Below are 21,118 nucleotides of genomic sequence, written 5' to 3'. Positions count from 1 at the left end.
GTATTCAACTGAGGACACCTTCGACTGACGGCACCATCGACCGACTGCATCATCGACCGACAGGGAACTATCGCCGAGGCGCTGCATTCCGCAATCGTTCGGAGAGCAACCGACCCGAAGTGTGAAGCGGAGCGGGATCCTGACGCGCCCGAGCGAGGACAAGCGCGCCCTCGAGTGCGGACAAAGCGAGAATTGCCTCGGACTCTGCGTCTTCGCGGGACCAACCGTCGGCTTCGAGGCGCTGAGCCAGCAGCCCCAGCCACGAGTTGTACCCGTCCGCACAAGCACTACGGATGACCTCGGATTCGGTTGCGGCATCCAGTGTTGCCGTAGCCAGGGCGCATCCACGTTCGTAGTCCGAATCCGACAAACGCGCAGCCAGTGCGGCAGCAAATGCCGAGATCGCGGTGGCGGCATCGGGTGAGCTCTCCAGGAGATGCCGGATGAAATCGGCCATTGCCTCACCGCGTCGCCTCAGAGCCTCGCCTGCGAGTTCTTCCTTGCCACCGGGAAAGTGAAAGTACAAGGACCCCTTGGTGGTCGCGCTCGCCGAGAGCACTTCCGACACACCCGTTCCCGCGTACCCCTTCCGCTGCAACAAGTCGGCAGCGGCATCGACCAACAAATCCCTCGTAGACATAAGTTCAACATACCGATCAGTACACATATCGACAACACTTGAAGTGCATAAATAGCCAAAACCTTGCATCACTAGACCGATTGGTACATGATTCGAGAATCGAAACCGGAGCGCAGCCAACGACGCTCACGACGGCAAAGGACCAAATCGATGTCACCGAATTCCGCAAACCACACCACGACGACCGTCCTCGGGCCGGACGTAGATCTTGCCGGGACTCTCGCTTCCACCGGCGTCCGGATGATGGTTCGAAGCAAACAAACCGAGGGAGGATTCTCTCTTGTACAACACCGCATCGCTCCGCATTCGATGACCTCACCGGTCCATCGCCACAGCCGCGAAGACGAGTACACGGTGGTTCAAAGTGGCCGCGTCGCAGCGATGGTCGGAGACGAGGTCGTCTACGCGGAGACTGGCGCCATGATCTTCAAACCGCGTGGCCAGTGGCACGCCGTGTGGAATCCCGACGACGCTCCAGCACGGATTCTCGAAATCATCACGCCCGGAGGGATGGAAGACCTGTTCGAACTGATGCCGAAACTACTGGCCGAAGCAGGTTCCGCCGCGGAATCGGTTGCAGCGCGGGTAGAAGCAGATTTCGGGATCGAATTCGATCTCGTTGCCACCGCCGAGATCGCACAGACGCACGGTGTGGGATTCGGCATCGAAAGTCACTGACCGACTGCCAGCACCTACCGATCAAAGGAAGATTCATGCTTGTACTCACCGGAGCAGAAGACCTCAGCGCCAACCTGAACCAAGAGTTGGGCGTCAGCGACTGGCACGATGTCACGCAGGAGTCCATCGACGAGTTCGCCCGGGTCACCGGCGACGATCAGTGGATCCACGTCGATGAGGATCGCGCGAAGGAGTCACCGTTCGGTGGAACGATCGCACACGGCAACTACACGCTCTCACTCGGACCCATGTTCTCGTATGCGATGTTCTCGCTCGAGGGTTTTGCGTTTGCTCTCAACTGCGGATTCGACAAGGTCAGGTTGCCTGCTCCGCTTCCGGTTGGCTCTCGCGTCCGCATGCGTGCGACGTTGAGCAAAGTCGAACCGATCAATGGCGGCGTCCAGATCACGGTGACGCAGACATTCGAACGAGAACACGGTGACAAACCCGTGTGCGTCGCCGAGATGTTGACCCGCGCGTATCACTGAAAGGTCAGGAGCCGAACATCTTTCGGATCGTGGTACCGAAGGGATGCTTCGCGGTGACACTGCCGAATCGCACCTTGCCGTGCACCACCAGATGCAGCGGGCCCATCTGCGGGCCGGAACGAACCTTGTTCGACGCGCTTCCCCCGACTGCCTCGACACCGTTCATGTCCACCGTCGCCTCTTCGGGAACGATCAGTGAAATCGAACTGGCGTAGTCGTCGATCGAGATGTTCACGACCTGCGTCTGCATCACAGCGCGCGTGAAATCGATAGTCACACTGGACATTCTGGTATCGACCACGACAGCGGGAGGAACGATCCATGCGCCGTTTCGCGTCACCGTCGCCATTCGTCCACGAATCACGGCAGCATTTGCCGTTCCGTAGTTACCGACAACCGGAGCGCCGACGGGAGCGCGGTAAGGCGGGCTCGGGTGAACCGGCGGCGGCTGGGGTTGGTATGTCGGCGAAGGATACGGCTGGCCTTGGTACATCGGCTGACCTGCATTGGGATACGCGGGTGGGTCGTAGTCGGAGATCAGCGTGATGCCCGGAAGATCGGCGAGAACCGAGTTGAGCTCACCTCGCGTCTTTGCAGCCAAGGCAGTGTCCATGCGCTCGGTGAACTCACCGAGCGAGAGCATCCCTTGACCGACAGCTTTCTGCAGCAGCTCGCCGACGTGCTCTCGTTCGGCATCGGATACGCGTAGATTCCTGGCCTCCATGATTTCCAGGATAAACGTTATTCGAGACCTTGTTCTATTGCGTATCGCGTGAGCTCGACGCGATTGGCCAACTGAAGCTTCCGAAGCGTTGCCTGCACATGGTTTTCGACGGTCCGGTGGCTGAGCGAGAGCCTCGTGGCGATCTGTTTTGCGCTCAGCCCCTTGGCGACAAGACGGAGCACTTCGGTCTCACGGTCGGTGAGCCGAGGCAGCTCGGGTGCGCGATCGTCGGCCGGTGCCGTCGACATCCGGCGGTACTCGCCGAGCACCAATCCGGCGAGGCCGGGTGTGAAGACGGCTTGTCCGTCGAAAGTCGCTCGCACGGCCTCGAGTAGTTCCGCCACCGAAGCACTCTTGACCAGATAACCCGACGCTCCGGCTTTGACCGCGTCGAGGACGTCGTCACGCTCGGCGGAGGCCGAAAGCACCAGTACCTTGCTCTTCGGCGAAACCTCGAGCACCGCGGTGGTGGCGTCGGCACCGTTTCCGTCCGGCAGGTTCATGTCCATCAGAACCACGGCCGGTTGCACGGCGGCGGCTCGGCGGCGCGCACTCTCGACACCCTCCGCCGTGGCGCTCACGGTGAAGCCCGCGGCTTCGAGGTCCCGGGAGACACCGTCGCGCCACATCGGGTGATCGTCGACGACCATCACCGTCACCGGATTCTCGCCCTTTTCGTCAGCCACGCTCACTCTTCCCCTTCGGAACGTTGATCTCCCATTCGGTGCCCTCCCCCGGCCCCGTTTGCAGGACTGCAGTTCCGCCGAGCACCTGTACTCGACCGAGAATGGACTTCGATACTCCCATGCGGCCTTCGGCCTCGGCCTGCGCCAAGCGACCTTCGGGGATTCCGACGCCGTCGTCGCGGACACTGACGATCACCTCGTCCGGCAGATCTTCGAGCAATACGTACGCCTTCGCCGCAGGACCGGCGTGCAGCCCGACATTGGACAGGGCATTGTCGACGATGGCTGCCAGTTCGATGGCTCGATCGCGCTCGATCACGACCGGGTGCGCGGGCGTCGACACCGACACCGACGTGCTGGCCTGCGTGGTCAGCAGCGGACACAGATCCACTGTCTGTCCGCCGACATCTGCCGCGGCACCCGAAACCTGCTCGGAAATCAGCATTCTCAACGCGACCTCCTGCTCGCCGGCCAGCGCGGCCAGCTCAGCTGCCTCGCCGCCGAGTGCGGCTCCTCGCCGGCGCACCATCGCCAGCACCTGCAGAACGCCGTCGTGCACTTCGCGTGCCAAACGTTCGCGCTCTTCGGTAGCCGCCGCCAGACGTACGGCCTGCTCGAGTTGTCGATGCGAGCGCCGAGCGGTGGTGGTGGCCAAGCCCAACGCCAGGCCGACCGATACGAGCACGGGAGCCGTCGCATCGCGCCAGAGGTCCAGGTTGACCTGGTCGCGGATGATCGCGCTGGCCGCCGAGATGACAACTCCGGACGCCATACCGAGCCACGGCCCGCCGAGAATTGCCGCGGAGATGACCGCGTTGGTGGCCCACAGCGTGGTGGGGAGCGTCTGGTGATTCTGATACCACTCGTGGTCGGAGACCAGCCTCGTCGACGCCATCAGCAAGATGACGACCACCTGATCGGCGATCACCACCTGGTACCTCGGCAGCGTCTTACCGAACAGAGCACCGGAAGTTCCGAGCAACAGCGCCGACACCCCGGTCCACACGGCCATCAGAGCGACGAAGAACCAGCTGAGCCGGGAGTTGGTGTAGTCGGAGGCCGAAGCGAACTGGTAGCTGATCGCGTACACCAGCGTGACGAGGCGAAATGCCTGCGCCGCCCGCCACAGCGGGGCATCAGGGTCGGTGTCGACGCCCGACGCCTCGCGAACGGTCGGCTGATAGTGCAGCCGACGACGGCGGGTGGGCTCAGTCATCGGGAGGAGTGGGGTTCACGATGCGAGGCTCGGCGCGCGGCTCGTCGGGTTCGGCGGGGAACAGTGGGGTCTCCGGATCTTCGACGTGCAGTTCGGCGTACGCGATGTCCGGGTCGTCGGCGAGGAGGGAACGAATGGCGGTATTCAGGACCGCGACGATCGGAACAGCCAAGAGCCCGCCGACGATTCCGGCGAGGACGATGCCCGTTGTAATGGCGAGAACGACTGCCAGCGGATGCAGGCGAACAGCGCGACCCAACAACAGCGGTTGCATCACGTGCGCTTCGAGCTGCATGACGCCGATGATGATGCCGAGGACGATCAGTGCCGTCAGGAAACCCTTCGTGACCAGAGCGACAAGCACCGCGAGAAAACCGGTCAGAAATGCGCCGACGATCGGGATGAACGCGCCGATGAACACCAACGACGCCAGTGGCAGGGCGAGCGGCACCCCGAGGATCGCCAGGCCGGCACCGATACCGATCGCGTCGGCGGCGGCAACCGCGACCGTGGCGCGCACGTAACCGATCAGCGACCCAAAACCTGCAGAACCGGCGATCCGCACCCGACGACGCGCGTCGGTGGGAACGATCCGGGTGACGAACTGCCAGATCTGGTCGCCGCCGTAGAGGAAGAAGATGAGAGTGAACAGCGTCAGCAATGCCCCGGTGAAGATCTCGCCGATGACCGTCGCCGTGGTCAAGGCGCCGCTGGTCAGGGACTCACGATTGGATTGCACCGACTTGACGACCGAATCACCAGCCTGGCGGATCTGATCCTCGCTGAAGTGCAGCGGTCCGCTGGTGAGCCAGTTCTGAATCTGCGTGACGCTGGCCGTGAACTGGTCGGTGAGCTGGGGCAACCCGTCGATGAACTGCTCGACGACAAACGTCATGATTCCCGCGACCAGTCCGATCGAGGCAAGCAGAACGACGATGACGGCTGCCGAGCGAGGAACTCCCCATACCTGTAGCCGATCGACAACCGGAATCAGCAGAGCCGATGCCAGTAGAGCCAGCCCCACCGGGATGAGCACGGTCTCGAGGCGCAGAACCACGTATCCGAGGACCAGTAGCCCGGCAAAGATCACGATGAGGCGCCACGACCATTCCGCCGCGATGCGCACGCCCGGGTGCACCGCCCGAGCGTCGGCGGAGATGGGTTTGTTCATCCTCGAAGCTCGCTCCGCACGCCCCCTGTTTGCGTTCACCTCGCGAGCCTAACCGGACCGGCCGACACAGGTGAGCGGACCAATAATCGGACGCGCGTACCAACACTTCGAGCTCTGCCAGCTAAATTGAACCCTGTGCGGGCCTCATACAGAGCAATAGCGGTGACCATCCGCAGCCGGTGGCCCCTCTATATGCTCTCCATGCTCGCAGCCAATCTGATCGGCGCGGTGCTGGTCTTTGCCTTCGTCCGGTACGGCGTTCCGATCCAGGAGTCCGACGCGATAGTTGCCGACCGTGTCCGCAACTTCGCGATCTTCGGCGTTTACCTGGCATTCGCCGGTGCCGTCAGCCTCACCGCGGCGGCCATGATGTTGAAGTCGGTCATTCGTTGGCGGCTGCGCGGTGGTCCACCGACGAGGTCCGAGCAGATGGCGGCACTTCACGCGCCGCTTCGCCAGGCCATCGTTCACCTGGTGCTGTGGATTCTGGGCGGCATCATCTTCGTGTTCCTGACCATCACCGAGATGCCCGGACTCGCGATCGCCGTGATCGTGACGGTCTGCATGGCCGCGACCACGACCTTCGGGTTCACCTACATGCTCGGCGAGCGCATCTTGCGTCCGGTCGCCGCCCAGGCGTTGAGCGAGGGCGAATTCGATCGGACCATGGCGCCGGGCGTCGGAACCCGGCTGGCGATGACCTGGGGACTCGGCACGCTGATGCCCGTCGCAGGCATCATCTTGCTGTGCTCGACGCAGCTCACGACCGATCTCGAGTTCTCCCCCGACTCGCTCGCGTGGGCGATCCTGCTCATCTCGATCATGGCGATCGTGCAGGCCTTTGCACTGTCGATGCTGACGGCTACTCAGATCTCCGATCCGATCCGACAACTGCGACGCGCCATCGAGCGAGTGCAGCGCGGCGCCACGGACGTACGCGTCGAGGTGTTCGACGGCAGTGAGATCGGCCGGCTACAGGTCGGATTCAACCGCATGATGAAAGAGTCCGACGAGCGGCGCCTGCTGCGTGAGCTGTTCGGTCAGCACGTCGGCGAGGACGTGGCCCGGCGCGCGCTGAAGTTCGGTACCGAGCTGGGCGGCGAAACTCGATTCGTGGCAGTTCTGTTCGTCGACATGGTCGGATCAACCGGTGCCGCGGCCGAGCGCCCGCCGGGCGAAGTGGTCGAGCTGCTCAACGAGTTCTTCCGTGTGGTCGTCGACGTCATCGATCGCCACCACGGTTTTGTCAACAAGTTCATGGGAGATGCGGCGCTCGCCATCTTCGGTGCACCACTCGATCGACCCGACGCTCCGACGGCAGCTCTCGCGGCGGCTCGCGAGCTGCGGTTCAAGCTCAACGACATCACCGGCCTGGACGTCGGTATCGGTGTGAGCGCGGGGCTCGCGGTCGCCGGCAACATCGGTGCTGCCGAACGTTTCGAGTACACCGTGATCGGCGATCCGGTCAACGAAGCGTCGCGGCTCACCGAGCTCGCGAAACTTCGGCCCAGCCGGGTGCTGGCGTCGACGAGCGCGCTGTATTTCGCCGACGAAGAGGAACAGGCCGAGTGGGAACTCGGCGAGCAAGTCCAACTGCGTGGACGCCGACGACTGACGCATCTGGCGTGGCCCGAAAAGTATCCAGAGGTCGATCCGGATCAAATTGGTTAGGGTGAGTCGATGGCTCAGCCTGGAAACACCCCACGGCGACTGAGACGACCACGCTCGCCCGTGGCCGAGACCAGTCGGGCCAGAGGGCGCTTCTGGTGGTTGAAGTGGCTGCTCGGGGTGGCTCTGATCGCCCTTCTGATCGTCGAGGGAATCATCCTGTGGCCTCGTCTCAACGAGTACTGGCAAGCTCTCACCGAAATCCATTGGGGTTGGGTGGCTGCCTGTGTAGCCGCCCAGGCGGTGTCCCTCAGTGGTTACGCGTCCGTTCAGCAGCGCCTTCTCAACGCGGCAGGTGTTGTCGCCGGTCACCTCAAGAACCTCTCGGTCATCTACGCCAGCACGGCGATGGCGTTGACGTTGCCTGCCGGCCAGGTCTTCTCGACAGCGTTCACGTACAAGCAGACTCGAAAGTGGGGGGCTACGCCGGTTGTCGCGTCCTGGCAGTTGGCAATGTGCGGTGTCATCGCCGCCGCGACTCTGGCACTACTCGGTGCCACTGGCGCAGTGGCGTTCGGCACCAAGGTCAGCCCGGTGACGCTGACGATTTCGCTCGTCGGCATGGCAGCACTGTTTCTGGCGTTGCGATACGTAGCCCAGAATCCCGGCAGCATCGAACGCATCGGGCACCGAGTTCTGGCGCTGTACAACCGTTCCCGCAAAAACCCGACCGGGCGCGGTATGCACCGTTGGTCCGAAATCCTCAAGCAACTGGACTCGGTTGAACTCAGTCGGACCGACACTGCGGTTGCCTTCGGATGGTCGGCAGTTCACCGAGTTGCCGACGTCCTCTGTCTCGGTTTCGCTTGTTGGGCAGTAGGAGCCGATCCGTCCTTCGCCGGCCTGCTGATCGCGTTCACAGCGGCGAAAGCGGTGGGCAGTATTCCCCTCATGCCGGGCGGTCTCGGCTATGTCGAGCCCGTGCTCATCACAGCACTGACCATGGCGGGCTCTACCTGGGCGCAAGCCGCAGCAGCGGTATTCGTTTATCGGATAATCAGTTTCGTACTTGTCGCTCTGGTGGGATGGCTCGTCTTCCTCGTGTCATTCCGTGCAACCCACCACGAAGACCTCGAGATGGATCTCGAGTTCGAACGTCGAGAACAACCCGGCGTCTAGCGTCGCAGCGCTGCTGCCGTGTCGTCGAGGTGGGCTCGGCTGATCCGTACCGCTGCCTCCGCGTCGCCGGCTTCGATGGCGTCCACCAACATTCGATGCTCGTCCGCATCCGGCTGACTGTGTGGATGCAGGTCCAGAACCGCGATCAACTCGATCAACGCGGCCCGCAGACGCGGCACAAAAGTCTCGAAGAGTTCCGACAGCACGGGATTGTGTGCCGCATCCACCACTGCCCGGTGGACCGCAATGTCGGCGTCGACGAAGGCTGCGTCCCCGGAATGGGCGGCAGCAGTTCTACCGTCGAGCGCCTGCCGCAGAGCCGCGACGTCAACGGCATCGCGGCGCTGCGCTGCGAGGCGAGCCGCTTCGATCTCGACCGCGTTTCGCACCTCGACGACATGAAGAATCGCCTCGGCTTCGAGCACGCGCGGCCACTGATCCGGAGGCGTCGTACTCCGTAGGAAGACGCCGGCACCCTGTCTCGATTCGAGCATGCCGAGGCCCGCGAGGGTCCGCACCGCTTCCCTGATGGTGGACCGACCGATACCCAACTGCGCAGCCAAAGTGGTTTCACCTGGGAGTTTGGCGCCGACTTCCCATTCACCGCTCACGATCCGCGCTCGCAGCAACTCCGCAGCCTGGTCGGTGAGCAGCCGACGCTCGACGATCGGTGACACGTGAACTCCTCAGGTTGTCTGATAAGTGATTTCGTTCTAGTGTAGCCCGCATGGCTACAGGAGCACTCCTTCTCGACTGCCGCGGCGGGGCCTGACAGACCGGCACCCCTCCGCGGGGTTTCGCCATGCCGGTCTCTCGACTCGACCGCAGGAGAAACCGAAGATGAGTACTACCCGCGCCAACCGCTGGAACAACCAGAAGCCGTCACCCATGCCGTCCGAGCGCTATCGCGCCGCGTGGGATCGCGTCGACATTCCGATTTTCGACCGAACGTGGCCGTCCAATCGCACCACCGCGGCGCCCCTGTGGGTGCCCGTCGATCTGCGTGACGGCAATCAAGCCCTCGCAGAACCGATGGACCCCGAACGCAAGCGCCGAATGTTCGAACTGATGGTGGCGATCGGCTACAAGGAAATCGAGGTCGGCTATCCCTCTGCGAGCCAGACCGATTTCGATTTCGTTCGCGACCTGGTGCGGTTCGATCTCGTTCCCGACGACGTCACCATCGTCGTATTCACCGCCGCGCGTACGGATTTGATCGAACGGACGTACCAGTCGATCGAGGGACTGCCGAACGCGGTCGTCCACATGTACACCGCGACTGCGCCGACGTGGCGAAACGTGGTTCTCGGCAAAGAGCGAGAAGAGTTGCACGACATGATTTTCCGCGCGGCGCAGGACGTGGCCCGTGGCGGCGAAGGCCACGACGGGTGGCGATTCGAGTTCTCCCCCGAGGTCTTCAACCTCACCGAACCCGATTACATCCTGCAGGTCTGCAACAGCCTCACCGAACTCTGGGACGCCAGTCCCGATCGCCCGGTCATCCACAACCTGCCTGCCACAGTCGAAATCGCCACCCCCAACATCTATGCCGACCAGATCGAATACATGCACCAGAACCTGGCCCGACGCGATTCGGTGATTCTCTCGGTCCACCCGCACAACGACCGCGGCACCGGGGTTGCATGTGCCGAACTGGCAGTACTGGCCGGCGCGCAGCGCGTCGAGGGATGCCTGTTCGGCAACGGCGAGCGCACGGGCAACGTCGACCTGGTCACGCTGGGGCTGAATCTGCATGCACAGGGCGTCGATCCGGAAATCGACTTCTCCGACATCGACAAGATCCGTCGAACGGTGGAGTACTGCAACAGAATTCCCGTCCACGAGCGCCACCCGTACGGCGGCGATCTCGTGTACACGGCATTTTCCGGAACCCACCAGGATGCGATCAAGAAGGGCTTCGCCCATCACTACGAGAGTGCGGAGGCTGCCGGCGTCGATCCGGGATCGGCGCCGTGGGCAGTCCCCTATCTGCCGATCGACCCCGCCGACGTCGGCCGCGATTACCAGGCGGTGATTCGTGTGAACAGCCAGTCGGGCAAAGGCGGAATCGCTTATCTGTTGCAGACCGAGTACGGGGTCGAACTCCCCCGGCGCCTGCAAATCGACTTCGCCTCGCGAGTGCAGCTCGAAACCGACGACTCGGGCACCGAAATGACCGCCGACCAGCTGTGGAAACTGCTGCTGCGCGAGTACGGGTACAACGGAGGAGTGCGTCGGTACTCACTGGAACACACCGCCGACGGTGATCAGTTGTTCGTCGCCATTGATCGCGACGGACGCGAGGTCACCGCCGCCGCGAGTGCGTCCGGGCCGGTCGAGGCATTGAGCAAGATCCTGACGGAACAGGGCTCGGCCGTCGAGGTCGTCTCGCTCACCCAGCATTCACTGCCCCGCAACCCGGAGTCTTCCGGTAGTGCGAATTCGGCAGTCACCATCGCAGAATGCGTGGTGAACAGCGAAGGGCGCTGGGGCATTGCGGTGCATCAGTCGGTGACAGCGTCGGCGCTTCACGCCGTCTATGCCGCAAGCACAAACACTGTGATGCAGCTCACATGATCTTGCGGAAGGATTTCCTGGGGTCCATAGTTGAAGCTACAAGAACTTGAACATTCAACTACTTATTCAGGAGCTTCCATGACCACCGCAACCTTGCCCACATTGACCGCCGGAACCTGGGTCATCGACACCGTCCACTCCACTGTCGGATTCTCGGTTCGCCACCTCATGGTTTCCAAGGTTCGTGGAACGTTCGACGAGTTCTCGGGAACGATCACCGTTGCCGAAGACGGAACCCCCGCCGTCGAGGCCGAGATCTCCGTGGACTCCATCAACACCAAGAACGAGCAGCGCGACGGCCACATCAAGTCCGCTGACTTCTTCGACGTCGAGAAGTTCCCGAAGGCCACCTTCAAGTCCACCGCAGTGCGCTCCAAGGGCAGCGACTTCGTCCTCGCCGGCGACTTCACGCTCCACGGCGTCACCCGCGAGGTCGAGCTGAACCTCGAGTTCAACGGCGTCAACCCGGGCATGGGCCAGGGCCCCGTCGCCGGATTCGAAGCCACCACCGTCATCAACCGCAAGGACTTCGACATCTCCATCGAGATGCCCCTCGAAGGCGGCGGAGCAGTTGTCGGCGACAAGATCACGATCACCCTCGAGATCGAAGCCGGCCTCCAGGCCTAACAGCACTGTGCGCCTTTATTAACCGCCCGCGGTTAATAAAGGCGCACAGTCGTATGGTGTGAGCGTGAAGAAGTACGCACCATTCCTGCTGATCGACGCCATTCTTGTCATAATCTTCTGCGCGATAGGGCGCCGTACCCACGAAGAAGCCAATGCGCTCGCCGGTCTGGCGAAGACATCGTGGCCCTTCCTGACCGGCCTGGTGATCGGATGGGCTGCCACGTTCGCGCTGTACCGCGACAAGTTCAACGCCGTTCTCCTTCTTCCCACCGGCATTGTCGTTTGGCTCGGCGCCGTCGTCATCGGCATGATCCTGCGAGTGTTGAGTGGCCAGGGCACCCAGTTCAGCTTCATCGTCGTCGCGACGCTGGTCCTCGGCGCGTTCCTTCTCGGTTGGCGCGCACTCGCTCCGCTGGTAGTGAAAATCCGCACCAAGTCGTAACCAAACTCCACGGCTCGGAACCACCCGAAATGCCCGAGCACGTAGGACACTTTTCGAATGAGCAACACTACGGAGCCCGTCGAACGTAGCGAGAAAGAAGACCGGGGGTTCTTCGGCCAACCCTTTGCGCTGGCGAACCTGTTCGGCGTCGAGATGTGGGAGAGATTCTCCTTCTACGGGATGCAAGGCATCCTCATCTACTACCTGTACTACAGCGTCAGCGACGGCGGCCTCGGCATCAGTCAGGCGGCAGCGACCAGCATCGTCGGCGCATACGGCGGCACCGTCTATCTGTCGACGATTCTCGGCGCGTGGGTGGCGGACCGACTTCTCGGCTCCGAGCGCACGCTCTTCTACAGCGCTTCGCTGGTGATGGCCGGCCACATCGCCTTGTCTGTTCTTCCTGGCATGTGGGGTGTGGGCGTCGGCCTGGTCATGGTCGCCTTCGGCAGCGGCGGTTTGAAGGCCAATGCGACCTCTCTGGTCGGAGACCTCTATTCCGAACAGGACAATCGCCGCGACGCCGGATTCTCCATCTTCTACATGGGCATCAACATCGGCGGTCTTGTCGGTCCACTGCTCACCGGAGCCGTCCAGGACGCCTGGGGATTCCATGCCGGTTTTGCTCTCGCCGCCGTCGGCATGGCTCTCGGCCTGATCCAGTACACGCTGGGTCGGAAGCATCTTCACGGAATCGGAGCCGAGCCCGGCAACCCGTTGCCCGCGGACAAGCGCGCGCTCTACATCGGGATCGGCATTGCTGCGATCGTCGTCGTCGCGGTCGCCTCGATCACCGGTTTGATCACCGCGGACAACATGTCCGACGTCGTTGTCGGACTCACGATCGTCGCGTCGGTCGGTTACTTCCTCCTCATGCTCACCAGCAAGAAGGTGACCAAGGTCGAACGCAGTCGAGTCTTTGCGTTCATCCCGATGTTCATTGCGAGCGCGGCCTTCTGGTCGCTGTTTCAGCAGCAGTTCACCACCGTGCCGGTGATCTCCGACAAACTCCTGGACCGCAATCTCTTCGGTTGGGACTTCCCGCCGACGTGGGTGCAGTCGATCAATCCGGTGTTCATCATCATCTTTGCCGGTGTGTTTGCAGCGATGTGGACAAAACTCGGTGACCGTCAGCCGTCGTCGCCGATCAAGTTCGCGCTCGGTACCGGCACGATGGGTCTGGCGTTCCTGGCGTTCATCCCGATCACCGGTGGCGGACCGAACAGTGCACCGCTCCTCGGCCTTGCCGGAGTGCTTCTGCTCTTCACCTTCGCGGAACTCTTCCTGTCCCCCGTCGGCCTTTCCCTTGCAACCAAACTCGCGCCCGAGCATTTCCACACCCAGATGGTGGCGTTGTTCTTCTTGTCCGTTGCGTTGGGTTCTTCGATGGCGGGAACCTTGGCCGGTTACTTCGACATCGACGACAGTCGCCCGTTCTTCCTGATCATCGGTTTCTCGTCAATCGGAATCGGAGTACTTCTTGCTCTTGCCTCACCCTGGATCAAGAAGCTGATGCAGGGCGTGAAGTAGGCGGTCTCACTTCACCCACAACCACAGAGCCAACACGAATCCCGCTATCGCTACTGCCACACGCAGTACCGATGGCGGGATTTTCTTGACTACGGGCGGGCCACACCAACCTCCGGCCAACGCTCCGAGCGCCATCGCCAACGCGGCCACCCAATGCACCTGTCCGGAGAAGGCGAAGATGAGTGCAGCCACAAGATTGGCAATGCCGAGAAAGAAGCTCTTCAGGATCGTTGCACGCCACACCGTTTCGGAAGTGAGGATGAGCGTCGCGGCCAGGAAGATGACGCCGGCACCGGCACCGAAATAGCCGCCGTAGACCGCGACGGCAAACAGTGCGGCCGAGTAGATTCCGGGACGGTCACCGCCGCCGGACAACTCACGAATCTTCGGTTGCAGTAGCAGCGCGAGCGAGGCGAACACAACCATCGCCGGCACAACGGATTCGAACGAACCTTCCGGTGCCAGCCACAGAATCAGGGCACCGATGATGCCACCGGCAGCCGAATAGAGAGACCAGCGAACAAGTTTCGGACCGGTGTCGGCAACTTCACGGGACGAGTTCGCCAATGCGCCGACGCCGACGGCCACCAACGCGACGGTATTGGTCATGTTCGCGCTGACCGGCGAAAGCCCGACGCTCAGCAGCGCCGGATACGAAACAATCGATGCGAGACCGGTGACAAAACCGACTAGACCGCTGAAGAATCCCGCTACGACGAGGAAAAGGAACTCGAGCAGGTTCACGAACCAGGAATCTACCCGCGGTGCCTGGTACTACTTGTCGGCAGGCTTGCCGAGTTCCTGGAAGAGCTTGTCCGTCATCTGCATTGCTCGATCGCCGCCGTCGGCGTCTGCGACGAACACTGCAAACGCGAAGTCTCCGCGCGATCCGTAGAACCAACGATCGTCACCGCTCGCTGCACCGGCCGCCATCATGTCCGGGTACCCGGCCAGTCCGCCGGCCCCTCGCATGGCGTCGCGCAGACGATTGTTGACGTCGCCGGGCAATGCCGTCGGCGTGACGTCGGCGGTAGCCGGTTGTCCGAAGACCATCATCGGCAGCGGGGCACTGCCGCGGGCGATCGATGCCGCGAGCATCGCCATTCCGAACGGAGTCACTGTCGGCGCGTCCGCGTCGTTGGACGTCTTGTTGGCCATGACGTTGTTCATCGCCTGGTCCACGCCGGGGCGGTTCGCGGCAAGTACTGCCGTCTGCTGATCGAGTCCCTGAATGTGGAAGCCGTTGCCGAGCCCGAGTTGCTGCCCGGTGTCGGCCAACTGTTCGGGTGACACAGATCCGGGGTCGACGCCGTTCTGCATCGACGATGCGAGGCGGACCAAATCGAGGGCGCCGCCGGCCGGGCGCAACCCGGTGAATGCGATCGGGCCCTGTTCGATGGCCTGATTGTTCTGTGCTGCAGCCAGAATGGCGCCGTCCGACGGGCGGATCGCGACGATGGCGGCGGGAGTACCTGCACTGACGACGGCTTCGATCGCAGCGAGTTGAGCGTGCGAGTCGAGGGTTGCGGCGACGTCGGGGCCGGGAGGTCCTTGGAAGCCGGCTTGTTTGATCGGGAATCCGTTGGACTCCACCAGGTTGACCGCCCAACCGGCGGTGGCGTCGCGATTGGCCTGCCACACGGTCCGAAGCGGGTCCAGGAGCGGCGAGTTGATACGACGATCGGAGGCGATCAGCTTGGGTGTCTTGACCACGACGACGCCGGGGATTGCAAAATCGCTTTCCAGGTACGCGTAGTCGGGATCGCGGAGCAGTACGGCGGTGACGGGCTTGCCCGGGTTGGCCGCGAGGTCGGCCAGCATCGACTCCGAGGTCACCAACGGTGCGACGGGTTCGAGAACTGCGGCGAGGCGACGAGTGGTGTCGACGGGGTCCGGCATGGTCGCCGGGTCGAGAGTGATCGCGTTGATGGTCTGCTCGTTCATGAGCAGGGTGCCCGTGCTGTCGACGACCTTCGGCGGCGCAGCGTCGGTGCGGGTGTACGAGACGGTGCGCCCGTTTCCGAGGTCGGGAACCAGGACTGACGGGTCCCAGGACACCCGCCAACCGACGGAAAGATCGCGAACCTCGCCCTGCGACTGGTAGCTCCAGTCCTTGCCTTCGCCGAAGTTCCAGGACGCGTCGAGTGTGAAGAGTCCGGAGTCGCTACCCAGATCCATGACCTGAGCGACGTCGAAGTCGGTGGACTTGGCGGCCAGTCCGTCGAACATCTGCTGGATCGAGGGCCGGGCTGCGTTGGGGTACGACGTGAGCGCCGCAGCAGCTTCGGCGTCGTGGTTGTTGAGGGCGGTGACGAAGTCTTCCACCACCGAAGCGGCGTCGGTTTTCTTCTCCCCACCGATGACACATGACGCGAGCGCCACTGTCAGAACGACAGCAGTTATCGAAGCAACGACATATTTTCCACGACGGTTGTGCTGTCCTCCGGGCCCCATGCATGTAACTCTTTACTTCTGTCACACGAGTAACAAGCACGGGATGCCTACGAACGTGTCACGGTTGAGCTACGACGGCGTGATCCAACTGCAACGGAAAACAGGTTTCAGCGCAGAAAAGTGCCCGCTACCTGCACCGCAGGCGAAGAGCTGTCCGCGCCGGCAATGAACACCGCAAATGCGAGATCTCCCTTGATTCCGACAAACCACCCGTGTGCTGGACCACCTTCGGTTTCGGCCGTACCGGTCTTGCCCAGAAGCCCCGGAATGTCCTGCAACGACGTTGCCGTACCGCCTGTGACGGTCTCGCGCATCATCACCCGCAACTGTTCGGTCACCTCGGTGGGCGCGGGTGCCACGGTCTGATCTGCCACGCCGGGCTGTCCCTTGACCAACATCGGCGCGGGTGTCGTCCCGTTGGCGATCGAGGCCGCCACGAGAGCCATCCCGAAAGGCGTGGCGGTCACCGTGCCCTGTCCGATCGCGGACTCGACGCGTTCGGCGGGTGTGTTCGCATCGGGGACGTTGCCCGTCACCGTCGTGAGGCCCGGAGTGACGTAGTCGACGCCAAGCCCGAACTGCAGAGCCGCGTTGTGTAGAGCATCGGCAGGCAGACCGACGGCCATCCTGGCCATGGTGGTGTTGCACGACTTCGCGAACGCGGTGTGCAGCGGAACCGATCCGAGGTCGAACTCGTCGTCGTTGGGGATCTGACGGCCCTCGATGTTCTCGGTACCCGGGCACGCCAGAACGGTGTCCGGTGTAGCGACGCCGGCTTGCAGCGCCGCGGAGGTCGTCACGGTCTTGAACGTGGACCCCGGCGGGTACAGGCCGGTCAACGCAATGGGGCCCTGTGCGTCGGCGGGGGCATTCTGGGCCACCGCCAACACCGCTCCGGTCGACGGCTGTAGCGCTACGATCGCCGCCTGTTGCGTCACCCCGGCGAGCGCGTTCTCGGCCGCGAGTTGCAGTGGTCGGTCAATGGTGGTCGCGATGTTCGGAGCAACCGGCCCGTCTTGGCCGGCGACGGTGGTGACGGTTCCGTTCTGCTTCACCTGCTGCACCGCCCAGCCTGCGGATTTGTCCTGCCCCTCCTGCCACAGATCGGACAGCCCACTGAACGTCGGCGACGCCAAAGTTTTGTCCACCGAGAGCAACCGCGCTTGCGGCGCCAAGCTCACTCCGGGAATCGCCGCCAACCGCTCCTCGATCGGTGCAAGATCCTCGGCACGCAAAGTGATTGCGGTGACCGGCTTCCCGCTCGCCGACGCAAGGTCGCCGCTGAGCGATGCCGCCGTGATCGTCGGTGCGATGGGCGAGAGCAGGGCGGCCACGGCTGCCGTGTCCACCGGAGGAACCGCAGCGGAATCGAGATTGACCAGCGTCACCACCTGCTGCTCCATGATCGGCTGGCCTGCTGCGTCCAGCACGGACGGCGGCGCACCGGTCGTGGGCGTGTAGCGCAGCGTGGTCGAGGCGGTCAGGTCCGGAGCCAGCAGCGCCGGATCCCACTGGATCAGCCAGTTGTCCCCGCTTTTCGACGCGTTTCCCTGCGTCGAGTAGTTCCAGTCCTGACCTTCACCGAACTTCCACGCCGCATCGAGTGTGAACGTCCCCGCAGAATCACCGGACTCGGTGGCGTCGGAGACGGTGAATGTTCCCTCGTCCTTGCCCAGCCCGTCGATCAGAGCCGAAATCGCAGTCGAGGCCGCCGCCGGATCAGTGGTCAGGGCTGCCGCCGCTTGCACGTCATCCGATGTGAGCGCGGAGGCGAACTCCTCCGCCACTGATTTCGGCTGGTCAGGGCCAGAACTGCAGGCAACTACCGATCCTGCGGCCAATACCCCCAGAGCCACGGCAGCCACGGGACGACGGAAAGTTCGGAAGCTCTGACGAGCGTGTGAAAGGCGCACGACTCCGATCATGCCCGAATTTGTGGCGCCGGTTCGACTATCGGTGTAATCATGTAATCAGTGCAATAAACGCACGTCATGCTCCACCAACTTTCCGAGGAGAACGCCATGAAGAACTCACAAAGCTCCGGCGACCGCAGGTTCGGCCGTCCCGGAGGTTGGCAACAAGCATCGGTTCCCGACGCGAGTGATGCGTCCGACTGGTTTGCCGGTCGACTTCCAGATGACTGGTTCACCGGGACCGCCGACGTCCAGGTCGACCGCGAAGAAATCGTCGTGATCGGTGAACTCCCGTCAGTCGACGGTGGCGAGGCCGCCGCGGACGGAAGGATCTCGCGCTTTCGTGAAACCACGCGCGCCGACCGGATGCGCATCGCCGACGAGGCCGAGGCTCGCTACGGACGCAAGGTCGCCTGGGGTGTACGCCTGGACGAAAAGACCGTCCTGTTCACACATCTCGCAGTTCCGGTGATGACACGACTACGTCAGCCCGAACGCAAGGTTCTCGACACCTTGGTGGACGCGGGAGTTGCTCGCTCGCGAGCGGACGCTCTCATGTGGACAGTCCGGTTGGCGGGCAAGCACAGCGAACAATGGCTCACGGAACTCCGCGAAGCGATGTCGAAGGTCGACGATCTTCGGTCCGAAGGCCCGAAAATCTGAGGACCAGAAAATCTCAGCACCGAAGACTGACGAGACCGACAGCACAAAATAATTCGATTGCAGGGGACCACTCGAGTGTTCTAACCTGGAACACGAATCATTCCCGACAGAACAGGAAACGGGCCGTTGCTCCTCTAGAGGTTCATCACGCGAAGGCACTCGCACCCATCAGCAATTGCTGAGCCGGGCGCACAGTCCAAGCACCCTCTGGAGTACTCATGACCCAATCCCATCCTTCTCTGTCGCTCTCGGATCTCACCTTCATCTGGCCGGACGGCGAATCAGTCTTTTCCCGCACCAATTTTGTATTCCCCAGTGGCCGTGTCGGTCTCGTGGGACTTAACGGATCGGGAAAGTCGACTCTGCTGCGATTGATCGCGGGAGAGCTCTCACCGGAATCCGGATCCGTGACCGCTTCCGGCGAGGTCGGCTACCTCCGCCAAGACATCACACTCGATCCGAGTGTTCGGGTGGACGGCATCCTCGGTATCCACGAACTACGAAACGCATTGCACCGCATCGAAACCGGCGACGGATCCGAGTCCGATTTTGCACTCGTCGACAACAACTGGGATATCGAGGAGAGCGCTCTCTCCACCTTGCATCGACTCGGCCTCGAGAAGGTAGTTCCGGATACCGCAGCATTGAGCCGAACCGTCGGCACCCTCTCCGGCGGGGAGACCGTCCTACTCGGCCTGACCGCAACACTGCTGAAGAATCCGCAGGTGCTACTCCTCGACGAGCCGACCAACAACCTGGACCGCGACGCTCGATCACGAGTTCATGCTGCAGTCCAACAGTTTCCGGGAACCGTACTGATCGTCAGCCACGACCGGGAACTGCTCGACACCGCGGAGTACACGGTCGAACTACGTCGGGGGGATCTACGCGTGTTCGGCGGCAACTACTCGCACTACCAGGAGGTCGTGACCGCTGAGCAGGAAAACGCACTCGCCACTGTTCGCGACGCCAAGGCCGATCTGGCGAAGCAGAGCCGCGAGCTGATCGACGCTCGAACAAAACTGGACCGACGTAAGCGCTATGGGCAGAAGATGTTCGAGAACAAGCGGGTGCCACTGATTATCGCGCAGGAACGAAAACGCCAAGCCCAAGTTTCGGCCGGAAAGCTGGCCCTCAACCATATCGGGAAGGTGGACGAGGCCAAGTCCGCCCTGTCGGAGGCAGAGGAACTCCTTCGAGACGATCGCGAGATTCGCCTGGACCTTCCTGCTACAGAGGTTCATCCGGGGCAGCAGGTTGCGCGGCTCGCCGAGGTTACGTTGCGGAGCGGCCAAGGGGTATCGCTCCAGATCACCGGGCCGGAGCGGATTGCGCTACTGGGACGCAACGGAATCGGCAAGACAACATTGCTCGATGCACTCGCTGCGTCGACTCCGTTCGTAGCCTCTCGTGCGCTCCCCCAACGTCTCGACGTGTTCGACGAGAATCTCTCGGTGGCGGACAACGTCGCTTTGGCCGCGCCACACGCGACAGCCGAGGAAATTCGTGGGCAGTTGGCACGGTTCCTTTTCCGGGGAACGGATTCCGACGTGTTGGCTTCTGCGCTCTCCGGCGGTGAACGATTGCGCGCGGCGTTAGCGACGATCCTTCTGGCCGAACCCGCGCCCCAGCTGCTTCTTCTCGACGAGCCGACAAACAACCTGGACCTACCGAGTCTCGCTCACCTCACGCAGGCACTTTCCGATTTCCGCGGTGCCATGGTGGTGGTGAGTCACGATCTGCCGTTCCTGCGCGACATCGGCATAACGCGATGGATCAGCATGGACGAGAATGGTATTCAGGACATCGATCCCGAGTAGGCCGACGGTTGACGCTATCGGTGCGAGACGGTCTGGCCTTACTGTGGGGCGATGTGCCTTCACCTCGACGCAACCGCCGCGCTGTCGATCGCAGGTTGGGTTCGCGAAGAACCTACTCGATCGGCCTCTGCCCCAGTTCCGCAACCGCTGGTCGGCGTTTGTGATCAACTCATCGTGTGGGCGAGTTCGTTCTCCGTACTTGCCAGTTCCGACGACCAGGTGTGGTTTCTCTCGGCGGAGAACTATGCCGGTGGAGTTGGCGTCAGTGATGAGGCGTTTCCTTGGAATGCGTTCCGGCACGAGAGCCTGGCGGTCGCTTCCGGGCCGGCTGAGCGCGCGGCGATCAACGCCTTCTGGTCCACTCACCTCCCGGTTCTGCTGTCGGTACGCAATGGGTACGAGTACCTGGCGCTCGCACCGGACGGTCAGGTTGTCCGTGGGGGAGAGCCTGAGTTCGAGGAGGTCACCGTAGTTGCCACTGATTTCGAGGCTCTGCTTCGGGGCATAGCCGCAGGCGTCAGCACGGCAGACCCCTTCACCGATGCACTGCTTGGAACGGTGGGTACTACCCGGCCGGGCAGTGACCGGTAGCTCTGAGGGAGGCCGAGTTGATTGCTCGACTGGTCGTGAAAGTTCACGGCATCCGTCGGAATGGCTCCGGACGACTACTCGAGTTCGTGTGCGCAGTAGCTGGCACCCATA

The 21,118-nt window shown here is 62.6% G+C and carries 20 protein-coding genes; 11 read left to right on the top strand and 9 right to left on the bottom strand.

Annotation, left to right across the window (positions count from 1 at the left end):
• Positions 1-67: 67 nt before the first annotated feature.
• Positions 68-640: a TetR/AcrR family transcriptional regulator gene (locus AC1DVN_RS04780; RefSeq protein WP_021333133.1), complete on the bottom strand. Its 573-nt coding sequence runs from the start codon at positions 638-640 to the stop codon at positions 68-70.
• 150 nt (positions 641-790) lie between these two features.
• Between AC1DVN_RS04780 and AC1DVN_RS04775 the strand changes: the two genes are divergently transcribed.
• Complete coding sequence (locus tag AC1DVN_RS04775; protein WP_021333132.1) at positions 791-1,318, top strand: cupin domain-containing protein; 528 nt, start codon at positions 791-793, stop codon at positions 1,316-1,318.
• Positions 1,319-1,353: 35 nt separating this feature from the next.
• A complete protein-coding gene (locus AC1DVN_RS04770) occupies positions 1,354-1,806 on the top strand; it encodes a MaoC family dehydratase (protein WP_021333131.1) in 453 nt (150 codons plus the stop codon).
• Between the two features lie 4 nt (positions 1,807-1,810).
• Here AC1DVN_RS04770 and AC1DVN_RS04765 read toward each other — a convergent pair whose 3' ends face one another.
• From AC1DVN_RS04765 to AC1DVN_RS04750, 4 genes are read right to left on the bottom strand one after another with little or no spacing between them, the layout of a single operon-like run.
• Positions 1,811-2,530 carry a DUF1707 SHOCT-like domain-containing protein gene (locus AC1DVN_RS04765; RefSeq protein ID WP_021333130.1) on the bottom strand — a complete coding sequence of 240 codons (720 nt, stop codon included), beginning with the start codon at positions 2,528-2,530 and terminating at the stop codon, positions 1,811-1,813.
• Between the two features lie 17 nt (positions 2,531-2,547).
• Positions 2,548-3,180, bottom strand: a complete 633-nt coding sequence (locus AC1DVN_RS04760; protein WP_047269712.1) for a response regulator — start codon at positions 3,178-3,180, stop codon at positions 2,548-2,550.
• A gap of 28 nt (positions 3,181-3,208) precedes the next feature.
• Positions 3,209-4,432, bottom strand: coding sequence for a MacS family sensor histidine kinase (gene macS / locus AC1DVN_RS04755; RefSeq protein WP_020906401.1), 1,224 nt, complete (start codon positions 4,430-4,432; stop codon positions 3,209-3,211).
• Positions 4,425-5,603, bottom strand: coding sequence for an AI-2E family transporter (locus AC1DVN_RS04750; RefSeq protein WP_019747101.1), 1,179 nt, complete (start codon positions 5,601-5,603; stop codon positions 4,425-4,427). The genes macS and AC1DVN_RS04750 overlap by 8 nt, the downstream gene beginning before the upstream one ends.
• Positions 5,604-5,795: 192 nt before the next feature.
• Here AC1DVN_RS04750 and AC1DVN_RS04745 point away from each other — a divergent pair, with 192 nt between their 5' ends.
• Both AC1DVN_RS04745 and AC1DVN_RS04740 read left to right on the top strand, forming a co-directional pair.
• Positions 5,796-7,274 carry an adenylate/guanylate cyclase domain-containing protein gene (locus tag AC1DVN_RS04745; protein WP_003945952.1) on the top strand — a complete coding sequence of 493 codons (1,479 nt, stop codon included), beginning with the start codon at positions 5,796-5,798 and terminating at the stop codon, positions 7,272-7,274.
• Positions 7,275-7,313: 39 nt separating this feature from the next.
• Positions 7,314-8,390, top strand: a complete 1,077-nt coding sequence (locus AC1DVN_RS04740) for a lysylphosphatidylglycerol synthase transmembrane domain-containing protein (protein WP_456308179.1) — start codon at positions 7,314-7,316, stop codon at positions 8,388-8,390.
• Here the strand turns inward: AC1DVN_RS04740 and AC1DVN_RS04735 are convergent.
• Complete coding sequence (locus AC1DVN_RS04735; RefSeq protein WP_021333127.1) at positions 8,387-9,067, bottom strand: FadR/GntR family transcriptional regulator; 681 nt, start codon at positions 9,065-9,067, stop codon at positions 8,387-8,389. The two genes, AC1DVN_RS04740 and AC1DVN_RS04735, sit on opposite strands and share 4 nt — an antisense overlap.
• Positions 9,068-9,230: 163 nt before the next feature.
• On the opposite strand from AC1DVN_RS04735, the gene AC1DVN_RS04730 reads away from it, so the two are divergent.
• The 4 genes from AC1DVN_RS04730 to AC1DVN_RS04715 all read left to right on the top strand — a co-directional run bounded on the left by AC1DVN_RS04730 (position 9,231) and on the right by AC1DVN_RS04715 (position 13,566).
• On the top strand, positions 9,231-10,967 hold the full coding sequence (locus tag AC1DVN_RS04730; RefSeq protein WP_030534654.1) for a 2-isopropylmalate synthase: 1,737 nt from the start codon (positions 9,231-9,233) through the stop codon (positions 10,965-10,967).
• Positions 10,968-11,045: 78 nt separating this feature from the next.
• Positions 11,046-11,594, top strand: a complete 549-nt coding sequence (locus tag AC1DVN_RS04725; RefSeq protein ID WP_019747097.1) for a YceI family protein — start codon at positions 11,046-11,048, stop codon at positions 11,592-11,594.
• Positions 11,595-11,658: 64 nt separating this feature from the next.
• Positions 11,659-12,036 (top strand): DUF3054 domain-containing protein, encoded by a 378-nt coding sequence (locus tag AC1DVN_RS04720; RefSeq protein ID WP_029537615.1) that lies wholly within the window; start codon positions 11,659-11,661, stop codon positions 12,034-12,036.
• Positions 12,037-12,093: 57 nt separating this feature from the next.
• Positions 12,094-13,566 (top strand): peptide MFS transporter, encoded by a 1,473-nt coding sequence (locus AC1DVN_RS04715; protein ID WP_019747095.1) that lies wholly within the window; start codon positions 12,094-12,096, stop codon positions 13,564-13,566.
• A gap of 6 nt (positions 13,567-13,572) precedes the next feature.
• Here AC1DVN_RS04715 and AC1DVN_RS04710 read toward each other — a convergent pair whose 3' ends face one another.
• The 3 genes from AC1DVN_RS04710 to AC1DVN_RS04700 all read right to left on the bottom strand — a co-directional run bounded on the left by AC1DVN_RS04710 (position 13,573) and on the right by AC1DVN_RS04700 (position 17,945).
• On the bottom strand, positions 13,573-14,310 hold the full coding sequence (locus AC1DVN_RS04710) for a sulfite exporter TauE/SafE family protein (protein ID WP_021333125.1): 738 nt from the start codon (positions 14,308-14,310) through the stop codon (positions 13,573-13,575).
• Between the two features lie 30 nt (positions 14,311-14,340).
• Positions 14,341-16,020, bottom strand: a complete 1,680-nt coding sequence (locus AC1DVN_RS04705; RefSeq protein ID WP_020968573.1) for an NTF2-like N-terminal transpeptidase domain-containing protein — start codon at positions 16,018-16,020, stop codon at positions 14,341-14,343.
• A gap of 107 nt (positions 16,021-16,127) precedes the next feature.
• Positions 16,128-17,945, bottom strand: a complete 1,818-nt coding sequence (locus AC1DVN_RS04700) for a penicillin-binding transpeptidase domain-containing protein (RefSeq protein WP_408989154.1) — start codon at positions 17,943-17,945, stop codon at positions 16,128-16,130.
• Between the two features lie 96 nt (positions 17,946-18,041).
• On the opposite strand from AC1DVN_RS04700, the gene AC1DVN_RS04695 reads away from it, so the two are divergent.
• The 3 genes from AC1DVN_RS04695 (at position 18,042) to AC1DVN_RS04685 (ending at position 21,007) form a co-directional block, all read left to right on the top strand.
• Complete coding sequence (locus tag AC1DVN_RS04695) at positions 18,042-18,596, top strand: hypothetical protein (RefSeq protein ID WP_020968571.1); 555 nt, start codon at positions 18,042-18,044, stop codon at positions 18,594-18,596.
• Between the two features lie 218 nt (positions 18,597-18,814).
• A complete protein-coding gene (locus AC1DVN_RS04690) occupies positions 18,815-20,416 on the top strand; it encodes an ABC-F family ATP-binding cassette domain-containing protein (RefSeq protein WP_020968570.1) in 1,602 nt (533 codons plus the stop codon).
• Between the two features lie 51 nt (positions 20,417-20,467).
• Positions 20,468-21,007, top strand: a complete 540-nt coding sequence (locus AC1DVN_RS04685; RefSeq protein ID WP_020906386.1) for a hypothetical protein — start codon at positions 20,468-20,470, stop codon at positions 21,005-21,007.
• Positions 21,008-21,118 lie beyond the last annotated feature (111 nt).

This window comes from Rhodococcus sp. P4_E4 (assembly GCF_056401575.1).
The sequence above is the reverse complement of the archived record's forward strand: the minus strand, read 5'-3'. Positions and strand labels throughout refer to the sequence as shown.

Coding starts and splice junctions, on each gene's coding strand:
- AC1DVN_RS04780 (WP_021333133.1), bottom strand. CDS start 640: ATGTCTACGAGGGATTTGTTGGTCGATGCCGCTGCCGACTTGTTGCAG.
- AC1DVN_RS04775 (WP_021333132.1), top strand. CDS start 791: ATGTCACCGAATTCCGCAAACCACACCACGACGACCGTCCTCGGGCCG.
- AC1DVN_RS04770 (WP_021333131.1), top strand. CDS start 1,354: ATGCTTGTACTCACCGGAGCAGAAGACCTCAGCGCCAACCTGAACCAA.
- AC1DVN_RS04765 (WP_021333130.1), bottom strand. CDS start 2,530: ATGGAGGCCAGGAATCTACGCGTATCCGATGCCGAACGAGAGCACGTC.
- AC1DVN_RS04760 (WP_047269712.1), bottom strand. CDS start 3,180: ATGGTCGTCGACGATCACCCGATGTGGCGCGACGGTGTCTCCCGGGAC.
- macS (WP_020906401.1), bottom strand. CDS start 4,432: ATGACTGAGCCCACCCGCCGTCGTCGGCTGCACTATCAGCCGACCGTT.
- AC1DVN_RS04750 (WP_019747101.1), bottom strand. CDS start 5,603: ATGAACAAACCCATCTCCGCCGACGCTCGGGCGGTGCACCCGGGCGTG.
- AC1DVN_RS04745 (WP_003945952.1), top strand. CDS start 5,796: ATGCTCTCCATGCTCGCAGCCAATCTGATCGGCGCGGTGCTGGTCTTT.
- AC1DVN_RS04730 (WP_030534654.1), top strand. CDS start 9,231: ATGAGTACTACCCGCGCCAACCGCTGGAACAACCAGAAGCCGTCACCC.
- AC1DVN_RS04725 (WP_019747097.1), top strand. CDS start 11,046: ATGACCACCGCAACCTTGCCCACATTGACCGCCGGAACCTGGGTCATC.
- AC1DVN_RS04715 (WP_019747095.1), top strand. CDS start 12,094: ATGAGCAACACTACGGAGCCCGTCGAACGTAGCGAGAAAGAAGACCGG.
- AC1DVN_RS04705 (WP_020968573.1), bottom strand. CDS start 16,020: ATGGGGCCCGGAGGACAGCACAACCGTCGTGGAAAATATGTCGTTGCT.
- AC1DVN_RS04700 (WP_408989154.1), bottom strand. CDS start 17,945: ATGATCGGAGTCGTGCGCCTTTCACACGCTCGTCAGAGCTTCCGAACT.
- AC1DVN_RS04695 (WP_020968571.1), top strand. CDS start 18,042: ATGAAGAACTCACAAAGCTCCGGCGACCGCAGGTTCGGCCGTCCCGGA.
- AC1DVN_RS04690 (WP_020968570.1), top strand. CDS start 18,815: ATGACCCAATCCCATCCTTCTCTGTCGCTCTCGGATCTCACCTTCATC.
- AC1DVN_RS04685 (WP_020906386.1), top strand. CDS start 20,468: ATGTGCCTTCACCTCGACGCAACCGCCGCGCTGTCGATCGCAGGTTGG.